General features: G+C 36.8%; 21 protein-coding genes and 1 other annotated feature. Of the genes, 18 read left to right on the forward strand and 3 right to left on the reverse strand.

Annotation, left to right across the window (positions count from 1 at the left end; genetic code table 11):
• Positions 1-10 precede the first annotated feature (10 nt).
• The 6 genes from tsaB to ACYSNO_RS00160 all read left to right on the forward strand — a co-directional run bounded on the left by tsaB (position 11) and on the right by ACYSNO_RS00160 (position 5,087).
• Positions 11-727, forward strand: a complete 717-nt coding sequence (tsaB, locus tag ACYSNO_RS00135; protein ID WP_461729029.1) for a tRNA (adenosine(37)-N6)-threonylcarbamoyltransferase complex dimerization subunit type 1 TsaB — start codon at positions 11-13, stop codon at positions 725-727.
• Positions 711-1,247: a ribosomal protein S18-alanine N-acetyltransferase gene (gene rimI / locus ACYSNO_RS00140; RefSeq protein WP_461729030.1), complete on the forward strand. Its 537-nt coding sequence runs from the start codon at positions 711-713 to the stop codon at positions 1,245-1,247. Before tsaB ends, rimI (ACYSNO_RS00140) begins: the two co-directional genes overlap by 17 nt.
• Positions 1,244-1,711, forward strand: a complete 468-nt coding sequence (gene rimI / locus ACYSNO_RS00145) for a ribosomal protein S18-alanine N-acetyltransferase (RefSeq protein ID WP_461729031.1) — start codon at positions 1,244-1,246, stop codon at positions 1,709-1,711. The genes rimI (ACYSNO_RS00140) and rimI (ACYSNO_RS00145) overlap by 4 nt, the downstream gene beginning before the upstream one ends.
• On the forward strand, positions 1,708-2,733 hold the full coding sequence (gene tsaD, locus ACYSNO_RS00150) for a tRNA (adenosine(37)-N6)-threonylcarbamoyltransferase complex transferase subunit TsaD (protein ID WP_461729032.1): 1,026 nt from the start codon (positions 1,708-1,710) through the stop codon (positions 2,731-2,733). The genes rimI (ACYSNO_RS00145) and tsaD overlap by 4 nt, the downstream gene beginning before the upstream one ends.
• A gap of 63 nt (positions 2,734-2,796) precedes the next feature.
• Positions 2,797-2,994 (forward strand) — a binding site (T-box leader).
• A gap of 58 nt (positions 2,995-3,052) precedes the next feature.
• A complete protein-coding gene (gene argS / locus ACYSNO_RS00155; RefSeq protein ID WP_461729033.1) occupies positions 3,053-4,744 on the forward strand; it encodes an arginine--tRNA ligase in 1,692 nt (563 codons plus the stop codon).
• Between the two features lie 184 nt (positions 4,745-4,928).
• On the forward strand, positions 4,929-5,087 hold the full coding sequence (locus tag ACYSNO_RS00160; protein ID WP_461729034.1) for a hypothetical protein: 159 nt from the start codon (positions 4,929-4,931) through the stop codon (positions 5,085-5,087).
• A 71-nt stretch (positions 5,088-5,158) separates the two neighbouring features.
• Here the strand turns inward: ACYSNO_RS00160 and ACYSNO_RS00165 are convergent, their stop codons facing one another.
• On the reverse strand, positions 5,159-5,620 hold the full coding sequence (locus tag ACYSNO_RS00165) for an arginine repressor (RefSeq protein WP_461729035.1): 462 nt from the start codon (positions 5,618-5,620) through the stop codon (positions 5,159-5,161).
• Between the two features lie 164 nt (positions 5,621-5,784).
• On the opposite strand from ACYSNO_RS00165, the gene ACYSNO_RS00170 reads away from it, so the two are divergent.
• The 6 genes from ACYSNO_RS00170 (at position 5,785) to frr (ending at position 10,750) form a co-directional block, all read left to right on the forward strand.
• Positions 5,785-6,726 carry an AEC family transporter gene (locus ACYSNO_RS00170; RefSeq protein ID WP_461729036.1) on the forward strand — a complete coding sequence of 314 codons (942 nt, stop codon included), beginning with the start codon at positions 5,785-5,787 and terminating at the stop codon, positions 6,724-6,726.
• A 26-nt stretch (positions 6,727-6,752) separates the two neighbouring features.
• Entirely contained in the window at positions 6,753-7,334 is a 582-nt protein-coding gene (locus tag ACYSNO_RS00175; protein ID WP_461729037.1) for a DEAD/DEAH box helicase family protein, read from the forward strand.
• A gap of 218 nt (positions 7,335-7,552) precedes the next feature.
• Complete coding sequence (rpsB, locus tag ACYSNO_RS00180) at positions 7,553-8,344, forward strand: 30S ribosomal protein S2 (RefSeq protein WP_461729038.1); 792 nt, start codon at positions 7,553-7,555, stop codon at positions 8,342-8,344.
• A 109-nt stretch (positions 8,345-8,453) separates the two neighbouring features.
• Positions 8,454-9,335: a translation elongation factor Ts gene (gene tsf / locus ACYSNO_RS00185; protein WP_461729039.1), complete on the forward strand. Its 882-nt coding sequence runs from the start codon at positions 8,454-8,456 to the stop codon at positions 9,333-9,335.
• Between the two features lie 132 nt (positions 9,336-9,467).
• Positions 9,468-10,190 carry a UMP kinase gene (pyrH, locus tag ACYSNO_RS00190; protein ID WP_461729040.1) on the forward strand — a complete coding sequence of 241 codons (723 nt, stop codon included), beginning with the start codon at positions 9,468-9,470 and terminating at the stop codon, positions 10,188-10,190.
• 2 nt (positions 10,191-10,192) lie between these two features.
• Positions 10,193-10,750, forward strand: coding sequence for a ribosome recycling factor (gene frr, locus ACYSNO_RS00195; protein WP_461729041.1), 558 nt, complete (start codon positions 10,193-10,195; stop codon positions 10,748-10,750).
• A gap of 14 nt (positions 10,751-10,764) precedes the next feature.
• Here the strand turns inward: frr and ACYSNO_RS00200 are convergent, their stop codons facing one another.
• Together ACYSNO_RS00200 and ACYSNO_RS00205 are read right to left on the reverse strand one after the other, a co-directional pair.
• Complete coding sequence (locus tag ACYSNO_RS00200; protein ID WP_461729042.1) at positions 10,765-11,190, reverse strand: hypothetical protein; 426 nt, start codon at positions 11,188-11,190, stop codon at positions 10,765-10,767.
• A gap of 166 nt (positions 11,191-11,356) precedes the next feature.
• A complete protein-coding gene (locus tag ACYSNO_RS00205; protein WP_461729043.1) occupies positions 11,357-12,778 on the reverse strand; it encodes a helix-turn-helix domain-containing protein in 1,422 nt (473 codons plus the stop codon).
• 356 nt (positions 12,779-13,134) lie between these two features.
• Here ACYSNO_RS00205 and ACYSNO_RS00210 point away from each other — a divergent pair, with 356 nt between their 5' ends.
• The 6 genes from ACYSNO_RS00210 (at position 13,135) to ACYSNO_RS00235 (ending at position 20,641) form a co-directional block, all read left to right on the forward strand.
• The gene (locus ACYSNO_RS00210; RefSeq protein WP_461729044.1) at positions 13,135-14,607 is read left to right on the forward strand and encodes a helix-turn-helix domain-containing protein; all 1,473 of its coding nucleotides are present in this window, start codon (positions 13,135-13,137) and stop codon (positions 14,605-14,607) included.
• Positions 14,608-14,882: 275 nt separating this feature from the next.
• Positions 14,883-15,371, forward strand: a complete 489-nt coding sequence (locus ACYSNO_RS00215) for a hypothetical protein (RefSeq protein ID WP_461729045.1) — start codon at positions 14,883-14,885, stop codon at positions 15,369-15,371.
• 479 nt (positions 15,372-15,850) lie between these two features.
• Positions 15,851-17,866, forward strand: a complete 2,016-nt coding sequence (locus ACYSNO_RS00220) for a glucosaminidase domain-containing protein (RefSeq protein WP_461729046.1) — start codon at positions 15,851-15,853, stop codon at positions 17,864-17,866.
• A 60-nt stretch (positions 17,867-17,926) separates the two neighbouring features.
• Positions 17,927-18,361: a signal peptidase I gene (gene lepB / locus ACYSNO_RS00225; protein WP_461729694.1), complete on the forward strand. Its 435-nt coding sequence runs from the start codon at positions 17,927-17,929 to the stop codon at positions 18,359-18,361.
• 30 nt (positions 18,362-18,391) lie between these two features.
• A complete protein-coding gene (locus tag ACYSNO_RS00230; RefSeq protein ID WP_461729047.1) occupies positions 18,392-19,132 on the forward strand; it encodes a hypothetical protein in 741 nt (246 codons plus the stop codon).
• A 33-nt stretch (positions 19,133-19,165) separates the two neighbouring features.
• A complete protein-coding gene (locus tag ACYSNO_RS00235; RefSeq protein WP_461729048.1) occupies positions 19,166-20,641 on the forward strand; it encodes a hypothetical protein in 1,476 nt (491 codons plus the stop codon).
• Positions 20,642-20,797: the final 156 nt, after the last annotated feature.

The following is a 20,797-nucleotide window of genomic DNA, read 5'->3' on the forward strand; positions in this document are numbered from 1 at the left end:
AATCGATGAAATGAAAATATTAGCACTAGATACATCCAATCAAACTTTAGCGATTGGGATGATTGAAGGAAAAAAAGTATTAGGACAGCTCCAAACAACCATTAATAAAAATCATAGTGTCACCCTCATGCCCGCCCTCACGCAGCTAGTTGCACAAGTAGGGTTGAAACCCAGCGACTTTGAACGAATTGTCGTCGCTGAAGGTCCAGGGTCTTATACTGGCTTGCGCATCGGTGTGACGACAGCGAAAACATTAGCAGCAACCTTGAAATGTGAGTTGGTCGGTGTTTCAAGCTTAAAGACGATTGCGGCAAATTGTTATGGTCGAAAGGAATGGATTGTTCCATTATTCAATGCTCGCCGAAAAAATGTTTATGCGGGAGTTTATCAGTGGCAAGGAGAAACACTTGTATCAGTGATACCTGACCAACACCTTTCCTTGAGTGAATTGCTTGAGAAGTTACGTGGGCAAGCCGTTTACTTTGTGGGCGAGGATGTTGAAGCCTTTGCGGAAGAAATCACCGAAACTTTGCCAGAGGCTCAAGTGAATTCGATTCCAGAGTGGGACTATCCAAATGGCGTGGTTTTAGCTCAATTAGGACGAAAAGGTGTGGGAGTGGAAGCGATACATCATTTTTTACCCGCTTATTTAAAATTGGTAGAAGCAGAAGAGAAATGGCTAGAAACGCATGAAGCAGGTGCCGAAAATTATGTGGAAAAAATATAATTTCTTACGATTTTCTTTTTTTAAATATCGAAAAAAACAATACAAGGAACGTCAATTTATCCATCAAGGACAAGTGTTTTTCGTTCGTGAACTGACCTATAGTGATGTCAAGGCACTGCTTGATGTTCAACGCTTAACCTATGAAGGGCAGACGCCATGGAATCGGAGTGGCTTCTTATCTGAGCTTTATTCACGTTATACGCATTTGTATTTAGGGGTCTTGTCCGAAGAAAAGATGATCGGTTTTATGGGTGTCCGTGTTTTTTTAGAAGATGGCCATATTACGAACATTGCGATCGTGCCTTCGTTTCAAGGAAAGGGAATCGGTTCTTTTTTAATGGCTGAGGCGGAAAGTTTTTCTCGTAGCCAAACCTGCCAAACGATGTCATTAGAAGTTCGGATGGGGAACACCGATGCCCAACGATTTTATCGTCGCCTAGGTTTTGTTTCAAGAAAGGTCTTGCCCAATTATTATGATGAAAATCAAGAAGATGGACTTGATATGGTGAAATACTTATGATGAAACACAAAGAAGATTACCCATGGGACACTTTAGCTACGAGGCTCGTTTTTTTGTGTGAATCAAGCTACGCTTACGGTTCTCCTTGGAATCACCAGCAGTTTTTAGCTGATTTTACCAGTGCTCATAGTCAGTATCTTTTGTACGAGATGGACGGAGAAATTGTCGGCTTTGTCAATTATCATCAAATTTTTGATGAGAGTGAAATCAATCATGTGGTCGTTGCTGCAAGCAAGCAAGGACAAGGAATTGGTCAACTCCTTATGCAAACCCTATTTGAAAAGATGCGACAACAAAAACAAAGAAAAATCTTTTTGGAAGTACGGGCGTCGAACCTACCGGCACAAGCCCTGTATCAAAAACAAGGTTTCAAAAAAATAGCGAAACGCAAGGGCTATTACCATGCACCGATCGAAGATGCATGGGTGATGGTGAAAGAAGTGAGGGACGAAAAAGAGAAATGAGAGAGTTAATTTTAGCAATTGAAAGTAGTTGCGACGAAACCAGCGTGGCAGTGGTTGAAAATGGACAAGTAATACGCAGTAATATCGTCGCTTCGCAAATCAAAAGTCATCAACGTTTCGGTGGTATCGTACCTGAAGTCGCCAGTCGTCATCATGTAGAAGAAATCACGATTTGTATCGAAGAAGCTTTAGAAGAAGCAGGAGTGACCGTCGATGAATTATCGGCAGTGGGAGTAACGCAAGGTCCAGGGCTGGTCGGGGCCTTATTAATTGGCGTTGCTGCAGCCAAAGCCTTTGCTTGGGCGCATCAACTGCCTCTAATTCCGGTGAATCATATGGCAGGACATATTTATGCTGCCCGTTTGGTGGCACCACTTGAATTTCCATTAATGGCCTTACTTGTAAGTGGTGGACACACCGAATTGGTTTATATGGTTGAAGATGGCTCTTTTGAAATTATTGGTGAAACACGAGACGACGCGGTAGGAGAAGCCTATGATAAAGTCGGGCGAGTGTTGGGGCTATCTTATCCTAGCGGGAAAGAAATTGATGAACTGGCCCACCAAGGAACGGATACGTATCATTTTCCTCGGGCCATGATTCGTGAATCAAACTTCGATTTTAGTTTTAGTGGAGTAAAAAGTGCCTTTATTAATTTCGTCCATAATGCAGAGCAGCGTGGCGAAGCGTTAGTCTTAGAAGATTTAGCAGCCAGCTTTCAAGCAAGCGTCATTGATGTCTTAGTTGAAAAGACGATTCGGGCGTGTCAAAAGTATCCAGTAAAGCAATTGGTCGTTGCAGGTGGTGTCGCAGCAAATCAAGGCTTAAGGGCTGCGTTAAAAGTACAAGTGGAAAAAGAGTTGCCAGGCGTGGACTTACTCTTCCCACCGCTTGCACTGTGTGGCGACAATGCAGCCATGATTGGTGCGGCTGCCCATGTTGCTTTTAAGAAAAACCACTTGGCAGGAATGGATTTAAATGCAAATCCAAGTTTGGTTTTTCCAAAGAAATCAGAGGATTAAGTGAGAATTACTAGCTAATTAGCGGGAGATTTGTTATAATTCATCTGATAAAAAAATTAAATGAATGATTTTAGGATCAAGAAGAGTAACTTTTCATTATTTTTTAGCGAGTTCGGGAAGGTGGAAGCCGAGTAAAGAGGGAAAAGTGAAGCGCACTTGAGAAAAATTTGCTTATTGGCAAACGGCATCTACCGTTATCAGATAAAGTGGGTTCGTATGTCGAACAATCAGAGTGGTACCGCGGGAAATCTCGTCTCTAGTGTTTTTAACACTAGGGACTTTTTTGATTGATGATGATTTTTTAGGAGGAAGAAAAAAGATGAATAACCAAAACATTGTGGCAAAAGCGATTCATGCTGTTGTCAAAGAAGATTTAACCTTAGAACAAGTGATGACACTTTTAGAAAACCCAAAATCGGCTGATCATGGGGACGTTGCCTTTCCGGCTTTTAGTCTAGCAAAAGCTTATCGTAAAGCCCCACAACAAATCGCTCAAGAATTAGCAGAGAAAATAGCTGACGCGAATTTTGAAAAGATTGAAGTCGTTGGGCCCTATTTAAATTTCTTTATGAATAAAGGTGCAGTGACTGAAGCAGTCTTGGCGCAAGTAGCTAGAGAAAAAAATCATTATGGAGACGCATCGATTGGCAATCAAGGAAGTGTTCCAATTGACATGTCCTCACCGAATATTGCCAAACCGATTTCTATGGGGCATCTGCGTTCAACCGTCATTGGGAATTCAATTGGTTTTATTTTAGAAAAAATCGGCTACAAACCAATACGTATTAATCATTTAGGCGATTGGGGAACACAGTTTGGCAAGTTGATTGTGGCCTATAAAACTTGGGGAAACGAAGAAGCCTTAAAAGCCGAGCCGATTACAGAACTTTTAAGATTGTATGTGAAATTCCACGAAGAAGCGGAGAGAAACGAAGCGCTGAATGATGAAGCGCGTGCTTGGTTTAAACAATTAGAAGAAGGCGAAGCAGAAGCGATGCGTCTGTGGAAGTGGTTCCGCGATGAGTCAATGAAAGAATTTAATAAAATTTATGAGATGCTCGAAGTTTCGTTTGATTCATTAAACGGCGAAGCCTTTTATAACGATAAAATGCTTGAAGTTGTTGAATTGTTAGAAGAAAAACATTTATTAACTGAAAGCCAAGGCGCTGAAATTGTTGATTTGACGAGCTATGACCTAAATCCAGCCTTAATTCGAAAATCCGATGGTGCGACACTTTATATCACACGTGACATGGCTGCGGCGCTTTACCGTAAGCGTCATTATGCGTTTGCCAAATCACTTTATGTTGTGGGGAACGAACAAAGCTATCATTTCAAACAACTAAAAGCAGTCTTATTGGAAATGGGCTTTGATTGGTCTGAAGCGATGCATCATATTCCGTTTGGTTTAATTACGAAAGATGGGAAAAAGTTATCGACTCGTCAAGGGAAAATTGTCTTATTAGAAGAAGTATTAAATGAAGCCATTGATTTAGCGCATCAGCAAATCAGCGAAAAAAATCCTGATTTAGAAAATAAAGAAGAAGTCGCAAAACAAGTGGGTGTCGGCGCGGTTATTTTCCATGACTTAAAAAATGATCGTTTAAATAGTTTTGACTTTACCCTAGAAGAAGTGGTACGCTTTGAAGGAGAGACAGGCCCTTATGTCCAATACGCACATGCACGCGCAATGAGTATTCTAGAAAAAGCGAATTTTGAAATTGATGAAAACAAAGCGTATCGTCTTGCGGATGAAGCGAGTTGGGAAGTCTTGAAGCATATTCAACGCTATCCAGAAGTCATTTTATATGCCGCAGAAAAATACGAACCTTCAGTTATTGCAAAACACGCGATTAAATTAGCGCAAGTCTTTAATAAATACTATGCGAACACGAAAATTTTAGTAGACGATGCAGAAAAAGAAGCACGTCTCGCATTGGTCTATGCAGTTACCGTCTTACTAAAAGAAGATTTACGTTTATTAGGTTTACACGCACCAGATAAAATGTAACTTACATGGATAAGTTCTTACACTTCCCCAACCTGGCCATGGTTGGGGAAGTGTAGGGGCTTTTCTTCATTTTTTTGGTTCCTTGAATAAGGACTTAAAATCGTCTTTGTTTTGGTCGATAGTATAAGTGAAGGGTCGAACAAATGTTATGAGGTAGTGAGAGATTAAGAAAGGGAGTAATGAGATGATTTATTCAGTTATTGCTGTCACGTCTACAAAAGAAACAAAAAAGAAACATTTTAAAACGTATCGAGAGGCGCTACTCTATGCAACGGACTATCGACAGATTCGAACAAGCCAAATTTTAAAAAATGAAATCGTCGTTGCGGATTTCAGTTACTAAGCGAGATAAAAGCATGCCATCTGACTGCACTGCAAACAGTCAGATGGCATGCTTTGTTTTTATGTAGGGATTCATCGAATATTTTTTCGAAAGAAATCCTCTAAAAAAATTGCGGACGCTTCATCGGGCGAAATGACTGCAACGGTGTCAAATCCAGCTAGCGTACAAACCTTTTCTTTCATTGTAATTTCATCAATGGCGGCAGCTAAAATGGGGGCGTTATTTGGAATCGTGTGGAGAATCGTCATGAACTGGACACGATCTACTTTGGTTACGACATCTTGCGTTAATTGGTTTAAATGTTGAGTTTCGCCTGGCTCTTCACTGGGTTCTTCATGAAATTGTTGAAAAGCAGTTCGTCCGGAAGTATCCGTTGATTTAACGATTTTTAATTCACGAATGTCACGAGAAATCGTAGCCTGGGTCGCTGTGACTCCTTGCGCTTTTAATAATCCCAACAATTCTTCTTGTGTACGAATGACGTGAGTATGAATTAATTTTTCGATAATGGCATGACGCTCACTTTTTTTCAAACATGTTCCTCCTCGTATAATCTTCTTTCTCATCATATCAAAAATGAATAACATTTCATAGAGAAAACCAAGGCTTAAACAGGATTTGTAAAAAGGTTCGATTTCTTTTGCGAAAGCATGTAGAATAGGAAGAGAAAAAATGATTGGATGTCAGGAGTGTCGATTTGTTAGAAGCATATTTAAATATTTTAGTTATTTTTGCCGTGATGATGGTGGGCTATGTTTTAACTTGGAAAAAGTGGTTTGATAATCAGGTAGCAGATGTTTTTTCAAAACTCGTATTAAACATTGCCTTACCTTTAAACATGTTTTTAAATATGACTGAGAAGTTCACAAAAGCAGAATTTCTTGGTTTGGCAAAAGGGATTTTATTACCGGCCTTATCAATTGTCATTACGTACGGAATTAGTGTGCTTTATGCAAAAATAACGAAAGTTCCAGTCGGGCGAATTGGAACGTTTCGTGTGATGTTTACAGCCTCGAACACGATTTTTATGGGGTTACCAGTGAATATTGCAGTTTTTGGAGAAAAGGCGATCCCATACGCCTTGCTGTATTATATTTGTAATACGACCTTCTTTTTTACCTTGGGTATTTATTTAATTCAAAAAGATAACTTGAAAATAGAAGACGTTCGAACGACTTTCAGTTTTCGTTTTTTAATCAGAAAATTATTATCGCCCGCCTTATTAGGTTTTTTTATAGGTTTATGCTGGATGCTTTTGGAAATCCCATTAGCGGCACCTTTGAGAGATTTTTCCAAATATTTAAGTCAATTGACGACCCCTTTGTCTCTTTTTGTCATTGGTATTATCATCTATCAAACAGGTGTGAAAAATTTGAAATTAGACAAAGACACACTGGGAGTCTTGCTGGGACGATATGTGATTAGTCCACTCATTGTTGTACTCCTTGCGCAGTGGATCGCGGTGCCTTCTTTGATGCTCAATGTGTTTATTTTACAATCGGCGATGCCCGTCCAAAACTCAATGCCTATACTAGCAAAAGGTTATGGCGCAGACGAGGGCTTTGCTACGAGTAGTTTGGTCTATTCCATTTTAAGTTATTTGTTTGTTATTATCGTTTTATTGAAGTTTATTTACTAGAAGTGTAGCGAAATTGGAGGTAGAATATGCCGAAAGACTTTATTTTTATTATTGGTGCTAGTGGCGTTGGTAAGACCACTCTTTCTAAGGGGTTGTTCAAATACTATAATGGAGCATACGTTGAGATGCACATGATTCCAGAATTTGGGATTCCAGAAAATGAAGACCCTGGTTTTTTTGAAGAAGCTGTTTGTTGGGAAAGTGTCAAATCTCAATTAAAAAAATTTAACGAGTTTGGGATAAAAAATATCGTCTGTAGCGATTTGGATGATTTAAGGACAGCCGATATTCCGATTGCCTTTCAAGGCTATGATTACATCACCTTGAAACTTGTCTGCAGCGAGTTTGAACAACATTATCAACAAATGAAAAATAGGGAAAATGGCTTAATAGATTTTGAACTATTACAAAAGATGTCGGAGAAAGTAACTAATCGCCCATTATTAATCAATGAGATCTTACTAGATATATCTAGTAAGACACCGGAACAAGTATTAAAAGAAGCCGTCGATCAAATTGAAAAATATCAAACGAAGATAGATTATAGTTATAGGAAGCCTAGAAAAGAATTGTTTTATTCATGGGTCCACAGTAATCGTTTAAGGTAAGTTGTACTAATAAAGTATTTTTATTTTTCAAAAAAACACATGAATCAGTTGCAATCAAGCCTAATTTGTTATACAATATCTTAGGTGCGTTAGGATGAAACCTGATGCATACGAATCCACATCAACCATGATTTTAATAGTGGTGCTAATCTTTTAGTTCTATTAAGAGAGGATATGGTTGAGAGGGAAATACAAAAACCAAATTGGAGGAAACAAACATGTCAGTAATTTCAATGAAACAATTACTAGAAGCAGGTGTTCACTTCGGTCACCAAACACGCCGTTGGAACCCAAAAATGAAGAAATACATCTTCACAGAAAGAAATGGAATCTACATCATCGATTTACAAAAAACGGTTAAATTAGTTGATGCAGCTTACGAATACATGAAAAACGTTGCAGACGAAGGCGGAATTGCGCTATTCGTAGGTACAAAAAAACAAGCACAAGAAGCGATCAAAGAAGAAGCAATTCGTTCAGGTCAATACTATGTGAATCACCGTTGGTTAGGTGGAACGTTAACAAACTGGGAAACAATCCAAAAACGTATCACTCGCTTAAAAGCAATCAACAAAATGGAAGAAGATGGCACTTTTGAAGTGTTACCTAAAAAAGAAGTTTCAGGCTTAATGAAAGAGCGCGAACGTTTAGAGAAATTCTTAGGTGGAATCGCTGATATGCCTCGTATTCCAGATGTAATGTACGTAGTAGATCCTCGTAAAGAGCGTATTGCAATCCAAGAAGCTCGTAAATTAAATATTCCAATCGTAGCAATGGTTGATACAAACTGTGATCCAGATGAGATTGATGTTGTAATCCCTTCAAACGATGATGCAATTCGTGCGGTGAAATTAATTACTGCTAAAATGGCTGACGCGTTTATCGAAGCAAACCAAGGCCAAGACGAAGTCGTTGAAGAAGATTTTGTAACGGAAGCAACTGTTGAAACTGCAACTTCAATTGAAGAAATTGTTGACGTAGTTGAAGGAAACAACGCTTCAGCTGAGTAATTTTTAACGAAGTGAGCTGTTTCAGAGGCTAGGCGCCAGCCTTTAAAACCCTTTGAAACAGCTTTTTTAAAAGAAAAAATACAGTGGAATTATCAGGAGGAAATAAAACATGACTAAGATTTCAGCTAAATTAGTAAAAGAATTACGCGATAAAACTGGCGTTGGTATGATGGACGCGAAAAAAGCATTAGTAGAAGTAGAAGGCGATATGGACAAAGCAATCGACTTTTTACGTGAAAAAGGAATGGCAAAAGCAGGCAGCAAGAGCGACCGTATCGCAGCTGAAGGATTAGCAGCTGTTGCAACAATCGGTAACAAAGCAGCAATCGTTGAAGTTAACTCAGAAACAGACTTTGTAGCAAAAAACGAAATGTTCCAAGATTTAGTTCAAGAACTTGCAACATTAATGGCAACACACAATCCTGCTGATATGGAAGCGGCAATGGCTTTACCAGCATCAAAAGGGACCGTTTCAGAAACATTAATCGAAGCAAACCAAGTAATTGGTGAGCGTATTGATTTCCGTCGTTTTGAAGTAATCGAAAAAACAGATGCCGACGCATTTGGTGGATACTTACACATGGGCGGACGCATTGCTGTTTTAACTGTCTTAGAAGGAACAAACGATGAAGAGGTAGCGAAAGATGTGGCAATGCACGTTGCTGCAATCAACCCTCGTTACGTGGACGAATCACAAATTCCTGCTGCTGAATTAGAGCATGAGAAAAATATTTTAACAGAACAAGCATTAAACGAAGGCAAACCAGCAAATATCGTTGATAAAATGGTTGTGGGCCGCCTAAATAAATTTAAAGCAGAAATCTCATTAGTGGATCAACCATTCGTTAAAGACCCAGATACAACAGTGGCAAAATACGTTGCTTCAAAAGGTGCAACTGTAAAATCATTTGTTCGTTTCGAAGTCGGCGAAGGAATCGAAAAACGTGAAGAAAACTTTGCGGAAGAAGTAATGAGCCAAATTAAAAAATAATTCTATTTGATTTTTGAATAGGATGGGAACGCATTTTTATGCGCTCCCTTTTTTTAGGGAAAATTACAAAATAACTGATATCTAATAGGGATTATGCTACAATAGGAATAGAGAATTTACGGAGGAATTATTATGTCAAAACCAAAATATCAACGCGTTATTCTAAAATTAAGCGGTGAAGCTCTAGCTGGAAATGAAGGCTTTGGCATCAACCCACCAACGATTCAAGAATTTGTGACTGAATTAAAAGCAGTTCATGATTTAGGAGTGGAACTGGCAATTGTTGTCGGTGGAGGAAATATCTGGCGTGGACAAATCGGTGCGCAAATGGGCATGGAACGTGCACAAGCAGATTATATGGGAATGTTAGCAACCGTCATGAATGCTTTGGCATTACAAGATACTTTAGAAAATGCAGGGGTTCCAACGCGTGTCCAAACGTCGATTGAAATGCGTCAAATTGCTGAACCTTATATTCGTCGTCGTGCAGAACGTCACCTTGAAAAGGGGCGTGTGGTGATTTTTGCTGGCGGAACAGGGAATCCGTATTTCTCAACAGATACAACAGCCGCGCTTCGTGCAGCTGAAATTAATGCAGATGTCATTTTAATGGCAAAAAACAATGTGGATGGCGTCTATTCTGCGGATCCAAAACTGGATCAAAATGCAATCAAATTTGAAGAGTTAACCCACTTAGATGTGATTGCAAAAGGGCTACAAGTAATGGATTCGACAGCAAGTTCATTAAGTATGGATAATGATATTCCTTTAGTTGTCTTTAACTTGAACGAGCCTGGAAATATCCAACGTGCAATTATGGGTGAAAACATTGGAACAACCGTAAGGGGGAAATAATCATGGCAAGTACAATTTTAAATGAAGCAAAAGAAAAAATGCAAAAGTCAGCGGATAGTTTACAACGTGAATTAGGTCAGATTCGTGCAGGGCGTGCAAATGCCAGTCTTTTAGATCGCATTTCAGTTGTTTACTACGGTGCACCAACACCATTAAACCAAATGGCTTCCATTACCATTCCAGAAGCTCGCGTCTTGATGATTACACCATTTGATAAAACAATTCTGGGTGACATTGAAAAAGCGTTGTTAGCCTCTGATCTTGGAATTACGCCAACAAATGATGGTACCGTCATTCGTTTAGTTTTACCTCAATTAACGGAGGAACGCCGGAAAGAATTGGCGAAAGAAGTGAAAAAAATTGCGGAAAATGCAAAAATTGGTGTGCGTAGCGCTCGTCGTGATGCCATTGACGCTTTTAAGAAACAAGAAAAATCAAGCGAAATTTCAGAAGACCAATTAAAAGTGCATGAAAAAGAAGTTCAAACATTGACCGATGATTTTGTGAAAAAATTAGACGCCATTGCTGCCGAAAAAGAACAAGAATTACTCGATATTTAATGAAAAAATCAGAGTCAAAAAGTGTTGATGGACTTAAAATGAATCAAATCTATCATAGAAATCGGTGGAGAAATCTCTGCCGATTTTTGTTTTTTATTGATAAATAAATCCTTGGTTATATAAACACGGTCGCGAAGGGGATCAAAACGCGCAACAATCGTTGTTTGTGCAACGATTGTACTTCGACAAGTGCGATAAAGAAACCGCAAACCTTTCAGTTCGAGGGAAGTTAAGGTGCTCTTAAATGAGGGGATTTGTGTTTGAGTTGTCTTTATTCCATTTTTGACAATCGCTCCCTGGTTTTTAATCCCGCACTTCTTGCAAGCAAGTGGGATATAAGTAAGTTCTCCTTTGCTTAAGTACGCTTTATGTTCATTTCTTTCAACTTCTTCTAAGCAATCTTCAGAAAGACTGCTATTTTTACCTGTTAAGCCAAGCATTTTTTCGTATTATTAGCCATGAGGGCTCACTCCTGATTGATGTCTGTTTTTGTCGACGACATTTTATCAGTTTGAGTCCTCTTTTTGTCGTTAAAAATGAAAGAAGTGTTGAAGAAAAATCTTAACGAGATTTTCCATCAACACTAAATATTATACAACCGATTTTTTATGCATAATTCGAATAAATAAAATCATTGATTTTGTGTTCAATTGATAAAATATCATTTTTTGTAATATCTTGGTCAATTACTACCGTTTCAATCGTATCGGAATGACAATTCGAAGTCGTAATTAATAAGTCAGACTCCTCTAAGCGAGAATCAAATTTTAAGGTGACACGATTACTAAAATAGGCTTGAATTTTATTTTTAATTAACGAATGCATGATTGGATCATGCCCAGAATAAAGATAAACATGGATGTCTGGCAGGTAAGCATCGATTTCGATTAAATTCGTACAAACCATTAAACTTTCTCGTCTACTTAATTTTTCCAGTTTCGTAAAATCATTTTGTTCATATTGGTCATAAAATTGACTGAAAATCCGATAATAGTTTGGAAAATTATCTTGAACGAGCGAGAAGAAAACATCATCTGGTTCGGAGAAAATCCAAGATTCGGATGCAAATAATTTTGTATACAGAAAATGTTTATAAATTAAATGAGACGCAACCTCGATGTAATCCTCCGTTGGTACGTGATAGTGCGTTGAAAAAACGAGAATCCACAAATGAATGGAGGGCTTCATACTCTGATAGTGTGGGGTTTGTTCATCAAACGGAAGATTCAAACCAAACAAAGTAGAAGAGTATAAAAAGAACGTAAAGAATAACCAGTCATCATCGCCCCAATGATACATAAAACTTGGGCGACTAATCGAAGGGAAAATCGAAATCAATTCTTTCGTATCACTATTTAAATGAATTCGTTGATTTGAACAATCGTTCACATAAAACCAAATTGCTAAGATTTCTTGTTCTTCTTCCGGTAACGATAAAGCTAATTTATCGAGAACGTCATCGAGTGTCTCTAAGTAGTGGTGTGGGCGATCAACCCAGGAGATATTTCCGAATTCCTGGTGAACAAATAATAAAATTTGAAAATAAAAATAGCGACAACGATGTTCCTCACCTCGAAGCGTGACGTTTTTAGAAACACTAATGTGTAGATGGTGGTGATTTAACAATTGATTAATTTGCTTGACTCGACGGCGAAGTTGCGACTCACTCATATGAAACTTAATACAAAAATGAGCAGTTTTAAACTGTCTATTTTGAAAAACTTCATTTAAGATAAGATAAAAAGGATCTTTCATAAATAGGTTTTCGATAATTGCTTGAAAGCTCGCATTTTTTCTTTTTAAGTACAAGCCATGACGAAGGCTAATATCGAGTGCCATTTGATCTGCAGGGTAGAGGTTTTGAATTTCTTCTTTTAACTCGTTACATAGTTTATATAAAGTTGAAACACTTAGCTCTGTATGTTTTAAAGCCTCCGAAAGCTCACTTGTTGAGATGTAATTATTTTGTTGATCCAAGTAATTCAAAATTTCTTTTTTTATCCAAATGTTTTTTGTAATTCGATGCATAGTTCTTCATTCCTTCCAAAATTTCATAAAAAAGTAAACATAGGGAGTATTCTATAGAAAAAAAGAATTTTCTAGTGCGTAAAACACAGATGTTTTTTTTTATCGTCTATGCTATGATTAAATAGGCACTGAAAAAAGATGTTCTTTTGTTCGAAAAGTTCGGTGTGATAGTTGGTTACCCTAGGTTTTAAGGATGTGTTAAAATATTGTGAATACCTTATCAATATCATAGCAATATTTTTGATTTGATTTATAATATATTTTGGATATGGGTTTAAAATAATTATAATAATAATACCTTGATTAATCTTAATGAGAGGTTGAAACTTAAATTTAGATAGTAAGAGGTGGATGTGTTGCTGCAAGAATTTCTTGAAAAAGAAGAACGAAAAAAATTTACAATTATTTATTTGCTGGAGAGAAGTCCGCATGTATCAATCTTTAAAGAAGAACTCTTAGAAAAACTCGAAGTTTCTAACTTTGTCTTATCACGTCTAATTGACTCTATCTTGATTGACCTGGCTCGTTTTGAATTGTTTGAATCAATGAATATTATTGTTGAAAATTATGAAATTATTTTAGAAACGGATGGGACCGTCAGTTCGGATATTTTATTGGAGAAATACATCCAAGATTCCAATCGTTACCAATTATTGAAATCTTCTTTTTTTCAGGAATTTAAATCTTTAAATGAGTTTTCATTATACAATTCGATTAGCTATCCAATTGTTCACAGAAGTTTAAGAGAACTAAATCGTTTTTTAGAGGACTTTGGGATCACGATTAATAAGAAGTTTCAAATTGAAGGAGCGGACGAATTAGAGTTACGCTTATTTTTAACGGAGCTTTTTTATCGAATTGAAAAAAGCAATTACGAATTTTATGATATTCAGGATGATTTTTTTATTAAAGAGCAACTACGGGGCTTGGATTTAACGAAGAAAACAACGTTTCAAGTTGAGAAAATGTCCCATTATTTATTTATTACTGAATTTCGGATACGGCAACAACAGCTGATAAAAAATAATCGAAAAGTGAGTAAAAAAGTTTTACTTGAATCGATTGAACAATTTGAACCTTTAATCAATCTTTTCTTTCGCCGCTTTAATCTCGAAGATGCAGTTCTTATCCAAGAAACATCTGCGTTGAAATTGTTTTATTTAAGTTACTATGCAGAAGCTGCCTTGGAATTGCTAGCGAATGGCTATCCCTATATTTATGAAGGAACAAGACTATTAATCGAACAATTGTGTAATCAATTTCCAATGATTACTCAATATGAAGCAGAATTGGCACAGTTTGAAAGAAGTATTTTAGAAATGCATATTTATCTACTCGGAGTTGGAAAGTGTCATGATAGCTTCGTTACGTCGATTGATCTCGGTTACTTCAAGGAGTCCTATCCAGATTTGTTTTCTTTTTGTCGAAACTATATTTTGTTTTTAAATAAGAAAATGCCTGAGCTTTATCGCGATCGAAAATATCTATTATTTAATTACTTACTATTAATACTGAATACTTTTCCAAAAGAAGCAATTATGGAGACCCTATTGATTCACATTAATTTCACGTTAGGCAAGCTCTATAACCAATTTATTTTAGAGAATATTCGTTTTTTTGAACAAACAGGAGCATTAAGAGTCGCTTCAGCAGAAGAAGCAGACATCGTTTTAACCAACAGTCGAGATTTGGCCTTGAATTCTGGAAAAGAATATGTGATTTGGCTTTCTCCACCGAGGCCAATTGACTGGGAAAATTTTGCCCAATTAATTGTTAATAAAAGGCAAGAAAAAATGGAAGAAAAAACGCAACATTTAAAGTTGTGGTAAAAGGAAGGAATGGCTTATTACATTCTTCCTTTTTTTGTTTCTTGAAGAGAGCTTATTTCATTGACCTCATAAAACAGTTAAGTTATAATTGAATGGATGTTGTATTGTATTTTTGAACATTATTAATTGGTAGCAAGCCATACATTTTAATGATATTTTTCTTATGAAAAGAACAATGAGATTTGTTTATCCTTTCAATGAGACAATGTTTACTCATCTTTAATCGCTTAATGCTGAGTATCAGAATGAAAATAAAAAACGAATGGGGTGAGGTTGTGAAAAAGAAAGAGATACCCAAATATACAATGGTTATAGGTGTGAGTTTTCAATTGTTCTTTACACCGTATATCGTGTTTGCTGATGTTCCTCTTTTTAATCCACTCAATCCCGGTGAATCGATTGTTGTTGAAGAAGTGATTGATCAAGAAACACTAGAAACAACCACAATTGGAGAAACAATAGAGACAACCGAAACAACCGAGACACTAGAAACAACCGAAACAATAGAAACAACTGAAGAAGTACAGAAAGAACAACCAAAGGCTATAAAAAAAGAGAAAAAAACAACAAAGTCAAAAGCACTTTATTTAACAGATGAACTGTTTGATGAAGAGGAAGAGCTGATATTACCTTCTGACCCTTTCGCTGGTGGAGGAGATGCACCGACCGAGATTCCTACCTTGGTTCAAATGGTTTCAGTCTTAGCAGGAACTGTTTTATATGGTGAACGAGAAAATGAAATTGAATTGAGTTCATTATTTTAAAAAAATATGAAAACGAACAATCGAAAGAGCAACCGTTATCTAATGAAAAGATAGCGGTTGTTTTTTTTGTGTATTTATTATTTTCTGTAAAAGAATTCAAAGTTATAAGAAAATTTGATTTTTTTGCAAAAAAAGTTAGAAAAGAGGTCTTTTTACTTTGTTAGAATCAAGTTAGCAAAAAGAGTGTTGTTTTTTAATCGGAAGGATTAATTGAAGGAACACTCGAAAATAAGGGTGTAATTATAGGGAAAATAATCAATAGTTGAAAAGGGTGTGCCAATTTTTGCTATTTTGCCTTGTATAAAATTGCTTTTTTTTTTGATTACAATTCAAATCGAGCCATGACGTATCAAGCGGCTAAAAAGTGTTGTGAAAAGAGTAGCGAAGAAGCGTAGGAAAATGAATCAAAAGCAATCTTTTAAAAAGGCGAAAAACGTTATTTTGAGTAGGTAAAAAAGATAAGAAGGAGATAAGTGAACATGGTAAAAAAATCAATGATTGGATTAGGTGTTTTGGGCGTTGGAGTAGCAGTGCTATCTCTCACAACAGGACCAAACCTTCATGCAAATATTAGTAACAGTGAAAATAGCGAAAATAGCGGAAATAGCCAAACGAGTGACACCAATTCCAAAGAGCACTCCGAATCTGATCATTCAGGTGGGAAAGAAAGCCAAGAGGAAACCTCAACAACTGACTTGAGCACCACAAGTAGTGAATTGCCAGAAAGTACAAGTGGCGAATCAGCCACTCAAACAGAGACTGAAACAGAAACAGCGGAGTCAACCGAAAATTCAACTTTCAGTTCTGAAGACCAAACTTCGGAGAGTACACTTGAGTCAAGTTCAAGTAGCCACTCATCAGAAACAAGTACGACGATCCATTCCTCAGCACCAACAGAAAATACGTCGACCTCTTCAACCAAAGAAGTTTCTACAGAGAAGGACACAGAGAGTACACAAGAAAAACCAAATCATTCAGAAAATTTAGTAATTCAGCCACCAGTTAGCTTACCATCGATTTCTGATCTAATACCTGATGATGCACCAGGGGCTCAATACCTGCCAGAGAATCTAAAGACGAATCAAATTGCAAAAGACTCACTAGCTGGTTTTGAATTACCCTTACTAAGTAGTTATCGTCATCCACACCAAGGGGTATTGGTTTATGAAGCGATAAAAAACATTAGTGAAAAACAAGAAAAAATAGATACTGCAACGTTTATTGAACAACTCTTTGAAAAACTTATCAATCAAAAAGTGGCTGATTTAAAAGCAGAAACGATTGATACAAAGAAACTCTTAGCAGGTGATGTTTTATATGTTGAAATTGATGGAAAGTATCAATTGTTAGGACTGTATTTAGGGGATGCTTTTTATGTGTCGATTGATGAGGAAAAAGTCGGTAAAGATAAGAAAGAGCTTGAGTATGCTGCAAAAGTGAAAAAAGTCTATTTAAGTGAAGAGGAAAAAGTTCAAGTTATAAGAGCCGACCAAACAAAATTGACCAAGTATGGGAAAGAAGTTTTAGCTGATTACCCTGCTTCTTTTGATTTTCAACCAAACCTTGTCACGCAACGTCTCATTGATACCATCGGAGAAGATGCACGAGATTTAGGGTTAAAATATGATGTCTTTGCCTCAGTGATGATTGCTCAAGCGATTTTAGAAAGTGGTGGCGGAACAAGTGCCTTAGCAAGTGCGCCTTATTACAATTTATTTGGTATGAAAGGACAGTACAGAGGGAACTCTGTTACTTTTTCGACGAGCGAAGATATGGGGAACGGTCAATTATTCGAAATTAAGTCTGCCTTTCGAGCGTATCCTAATCAAAGTTCTTCTTTAAGTGACTACGTTCAGTTGATTCGAGGAGGCATTGCTGGAAATGCAGATTTTTATGAAGATTCTTGGCGCTCAAGTGCCAAAAACTACTTGCGTGCGACTCATGAATTAACAGGGAAATACGCAACAGATACGTATTATCATAAAAAATTAAATTCGATTATCGCAGCCTATCACCTAACTACTTATGATCAGGCTAAAATTAGCGAGACAGGCCTCTTTATTGAAGGATTAGAAAATGTACCAAAAGAATACAAGCAATTGATGATTTATCCAGTTTATGACGGCAAAGACTATAATACGAGCGGCTCTTATCCTGTAGGTCAATGTACTTGGTACGCCTTTAATCGTGTGAGTCAATTAGGAATGAAGGTCGATGATTTTATGGGAAATGGTGGCGAATGGGCAAGTACGGGTCGCCGTTTGGGTTATGAAATCTCAAGTGTACCTAAAGCGGGAACGTTGATTTCATTCACGCCGGGAACAGCAGGATCAAGCCCTCGTTACGGCCATGTTGCTTTTGTTGAAGCAGTTGGTCCAAATGGTATCTTAATTTCAGAGGGGAATGTCTACGGAGGAGATACGATTTCTTATCGCGTTATCGATAATGAACTGGCTTATTCTGCTCTTGTTTCTTATGTCACTCCGAAAAACTAGGGATTGAAAATGGAAAAAAAGGAAAAAAAAAGAAATCTCTTTCCTATTTATACTCTTTTGATGGTTTTTTTGATGGGTTATTTTTTAATCACCTATCGAATTCATCAAATTACAGGAAGTTCAATGGAAAATACATTTCATGATGGTCAGTGGGTCCTTGTAAATCGCAAAAAGAAACTTGAAAGGTATCAGGTCATTAGTTTTACTCACCCGGAAGAGTCAAACATGTATATTAAACGGATTATTGGTCTCCCAGGTGATGCATTTATTTTAGTTGGGAACCGATTGGTGCTTAATATCGGTACAGAAACTTCCTATCAGGTGACTTATTCTTTTACTTTATCAAAAGATGCAGTCAATGAATTGATTGGAAAAAATAAGCTACCCAAAGGGAAATATTTTGTGATTGGTGATGCGGTGGCTGTTTCAAAAGATAGCCGTTCAATCGGACTCGTGGATGAAAAACAAATTGAAGGCGTGGTTTCATTTCAATGAAAGTAAGAAAGTTTAGTAAGGAGTGAAAATGTGTTCGAATGGACGATGTTCAGTTTGATTGTTCTCTTAATTAGTTTAGGTATCTTGGTCTTTCGATTAATGAAAGAATTTCAACTGCAACAAGTAAAAAAAAAGGGGCCAACAGATCTTGTTTTTAAGAAAAAACTAGCTTTTGTCAAACAAAAACAATATTACACTCATATGGTCGTTTTGATGCTAGTGAGTCTCCTTTTAACCATGAGTCTTATTATAGGGCTCATTGGTTCACATCAAATGAAGGAGCAATTTGATTTATTACAAAAGCAACAAGGAAAGTTAGAGAAGTCATTTAAAGAAATCGAACAAGAGAAAGTGGATCTGGTATACAATTTACCAGTCAGTCCTTATCCAACAACAGGAATTGGATTAAAGAATTATGATTGGGAAGCCATCATAGAAGGAAAGAACAAAGAAAAGCAATTAGAAGTAGAGATTGGAATCGCTCAAAGCTTGATGCCTTATTTCGGTGTAACCAATGCAATCGTTGTATTTAATACACCGACACAAACATTGCATATGAATTTTATTTTTGATTTATCAAGCAATGAAAAACAAGAGAAAGCTTTAAAAAACCTTCCTGAACTTATCCAAGAGTTGGAAGGAATCGAGTCAATCAATCAAGTGAATATTCAAATGAAAAATCTAGAAAGCAAAGCATTGGAACAAAACGAATTTTATATTCGTTCGAATGTGCAGGAGCCATTTAAACAACTAAAGGCTTCGCAAGAATAAAAAAGAAATAATCAAAAGGAGCCGTGAGAACGAATGAGTAAACAAAAAAGCAATTGGTTCTTTAATCGCAGTATTTTAAATGCAGTCAATGAAGTAACGGATGAAGAAATGTTAGCAGAAAATGATTTGGAAACTGGAAATTCAAGTACGACAAAAGGGTCTTCGCAGGTCGAAACGCTAAAAGAAGAATTAGAACGAGCACAATATAAAATTGAAAGCCTAAAAGTGGAGAAAAAACAACTTCATCGCCAACTTTCTGAACAAGAGGAACGTTTTTTTGATCAGAATGACAATGATTCAACTTCTGAACAGGAAGAAGCATTGGCGATTGAAAATCAAAGACTAAGAACACAGAATGCGCAATTAAACAATGATTTAGAAAATTCGAATGCTGAATTAGCCGAGTTAAAAGAATGGGAAGAAAAATGGCAAGAAAACGTTCTTTTTCTAGATCAAATTAAACAAGAACTACAGGCGGAAAAACAAGAGAAAAAAGCCATTCAAGTACGCTATGAGGAAGAGTTTGAAAAGTGGCAAGGAAATAATGATCCGGCCCTTGAACAAATGAAGCTCGAGTTACAGAAAGTCAAAGAAGAAAGAGAAACACTCCAGATTCGTTATACAGAAGAATTTGAAAGATGGAAAATAGAAGTAAAAACTTATCAAACACAATTGGAAGCAGCGAAACAACAGATTCAATTATTTGATACGAACCTTGATCAAGACCTAGTAGAAAAGAACCAAGCAATTGATGAATTAACCGAAAAATTAAGTGAACTGGAAGGAACGGTAGAAAAAATGGCTGAATTAAAACGAGAAAATAAAGAATTACATGAATTAGTGAGCAAACACTTATCTGAAAGTGAGACACAAGAACTCGCGCAAGTAATTCTTGAAAAAGAGGCGTTAGAAAAAGAATTAACCCAATTAAAAGAGCAAGTCAAAGAAAATGAAGAACTAAAAGCTCGTTTGGCTGAGTTAGAAGTACAAGTGGCACAAACTGAAGAAAACTTTAGTCAATTGACAGTTGAACAAGAAGCCTTGAAACAAGCGAAAGAAGAGGAAAAGAAACAGTGGAATGAAGAATTACAACAGTTAACGGAGCAAATAAGTAAAAAAGAAGAGACATTAACTGATTTGATGGGCCAACTAGAAAATATGCCGGAAAACCAAACGGTAATTGAGCAATTGAAAGGCGAAATTCAAGAATTAAAAGACAAAAACGAGTACTTAAAAACTGAAAATAGTGAGTTGCAAGAAGAGATGGGTGCCATTTTAGTCTTTACTAGAAAACAAGCGAACCGTAAATTAGAAGAGGCAAAAGTGGAAGCAACCGAGATGATTCTTAATGCGGAATCACAAGTTGAACGGATTCAAGAAAAAGCACGAGAAATCATCTTTGATGTGGAAGAGTCAAAACAGTTAATTTTAAGTAACTACAAAAATATTGAGAATGAAGTCCAAGCGCTTATCAATTCACGTATTTCGTTTGAGGATGTGAGTCAATAAAATTTAATAGGTAAAAAGAGTGGGCTTAAATTCTAAACCTCTATCGTTGAATCGCTTGATTTTACAGATAGAGGTTTTTTTGAATTGACGCAGGAAAGACGGAAAACTTTTGTGAAATCGTACAATCTTTAAAAAAATACGAAGTTTCTTTTTTTC

Source organism: Enterococcus sp. LJL98, assembly GCF_054871745.1.

Excerpts from the sequence above, each read along its gene's own strand:
- rimI (WP_461729030.1), top strand. The coding sequence starts at position 711 with ATGTGGAAAAAATATAATTTCTTACGATTTTCTTTTTTTAAATATCGA.
- pyrH (WP_461729040.1), top strand. The coding sequence starts at position 9,468 with ATGTCAAAACCAAAATATCAACGCGTTATTCTAAAATTAAGCGGTGAA.
- frr (WP_461729041.1), top strand. The coding sequence starts at position 10,193 with ATGGCAAGTACAATTTTAAATGAAGCAAAAGAAAAAATGCAAAAGTCA.
- tsf (WP_461729039.1), top strand. The coding sequence starts at position 8,454 with ATGACTAAGATTTCAGCTAAATTAGTAAAAGAATTACGCGATAAAACT.
- ACYSNO_RS00205 (WP_461729043.1), bottom strand. The coding sequence starts at position 12,778 with ATGCATCGAATTACAAAAAACATTTGGATAAAAAAAGAAATTTTGAAT.
- ACYSNO_RS00200 (WP_461729042.1), bottom strand. The coding sequence starts at position 11,190 with ATGCTTGGCTTAACAGGTAAAAATAGCAGTCTTTCTGAAGATTGCTTA.
- rpsB (WP_461729038.1), top strand. The coding sequence starts at position 7,553 with ATGTCAGTAATTTCAATGAAACAATTACTAGAAGCAGGTGTTCACTTC.
- ACYSNO_RS00235 (WP_461729048.1), top strand. The coding sequence starts at position 19,166 with ATGAGTAAACAAAAAAGCAATTGGTTCTTTAATCGCAGTATTTTAAAT.
- argS (WP_461729033.1), top strand. The coding sequence starts at position 3,053 with ATGAATAACCAAAACATTGTGGCAAAAGCGATTCATGCTGTTGTCAAA.
- lepB (WP_461729694.1), top strand. The coding sequence starts at position 17,927 with ATGGTTTTTTTGATGGGTTATTTTTTAATCACCTATCGAATTCATCAA.
- tsaB (WP_461729029.1), top strand. The coding sequence starts at position 11 with ATGAAAATATTAGCACTAGATACATCCAATCAAACTTTAGCGATTGGG.
- ACYSNO_RS00220 (WP_461729046.1), top strand. The coding sequence starts at position 15,851 with ATGGTAAAAAAATCAATGATTGGATTAGGTGTTTTGGGCGTTGGAGTA.
- ACYSNO_RS00160 (WP_461729034.1), top strand. The coding sequence starts at position 4,929 with ATGATTTATTCAGTTATTGCTGTCACGTCTACAAAAGAAACAAAAAAG.
- tsaD (WP_461729032.1), top strand. The coding sequence starts at position 1,708 with ATGAGAGAGTTAATTTTAGCAATTGAAAGTAGTTGCGACGAAACCAGC.
- rimI (WP_461729031.1), top strand. The coding sequence starts at position 1,244 with ATGATGAAACACAAAGAAGATTACCCATGGGACACTTTAGCTACGAGG.
- ACYSNO_RS00175 (WP_461729037.1), top strand. The coding sequence starts at position 6,753 with ATGCCGAAAGACTTTATTTTTATTATTGGTGCTAGTGGCGTTGGTAAG.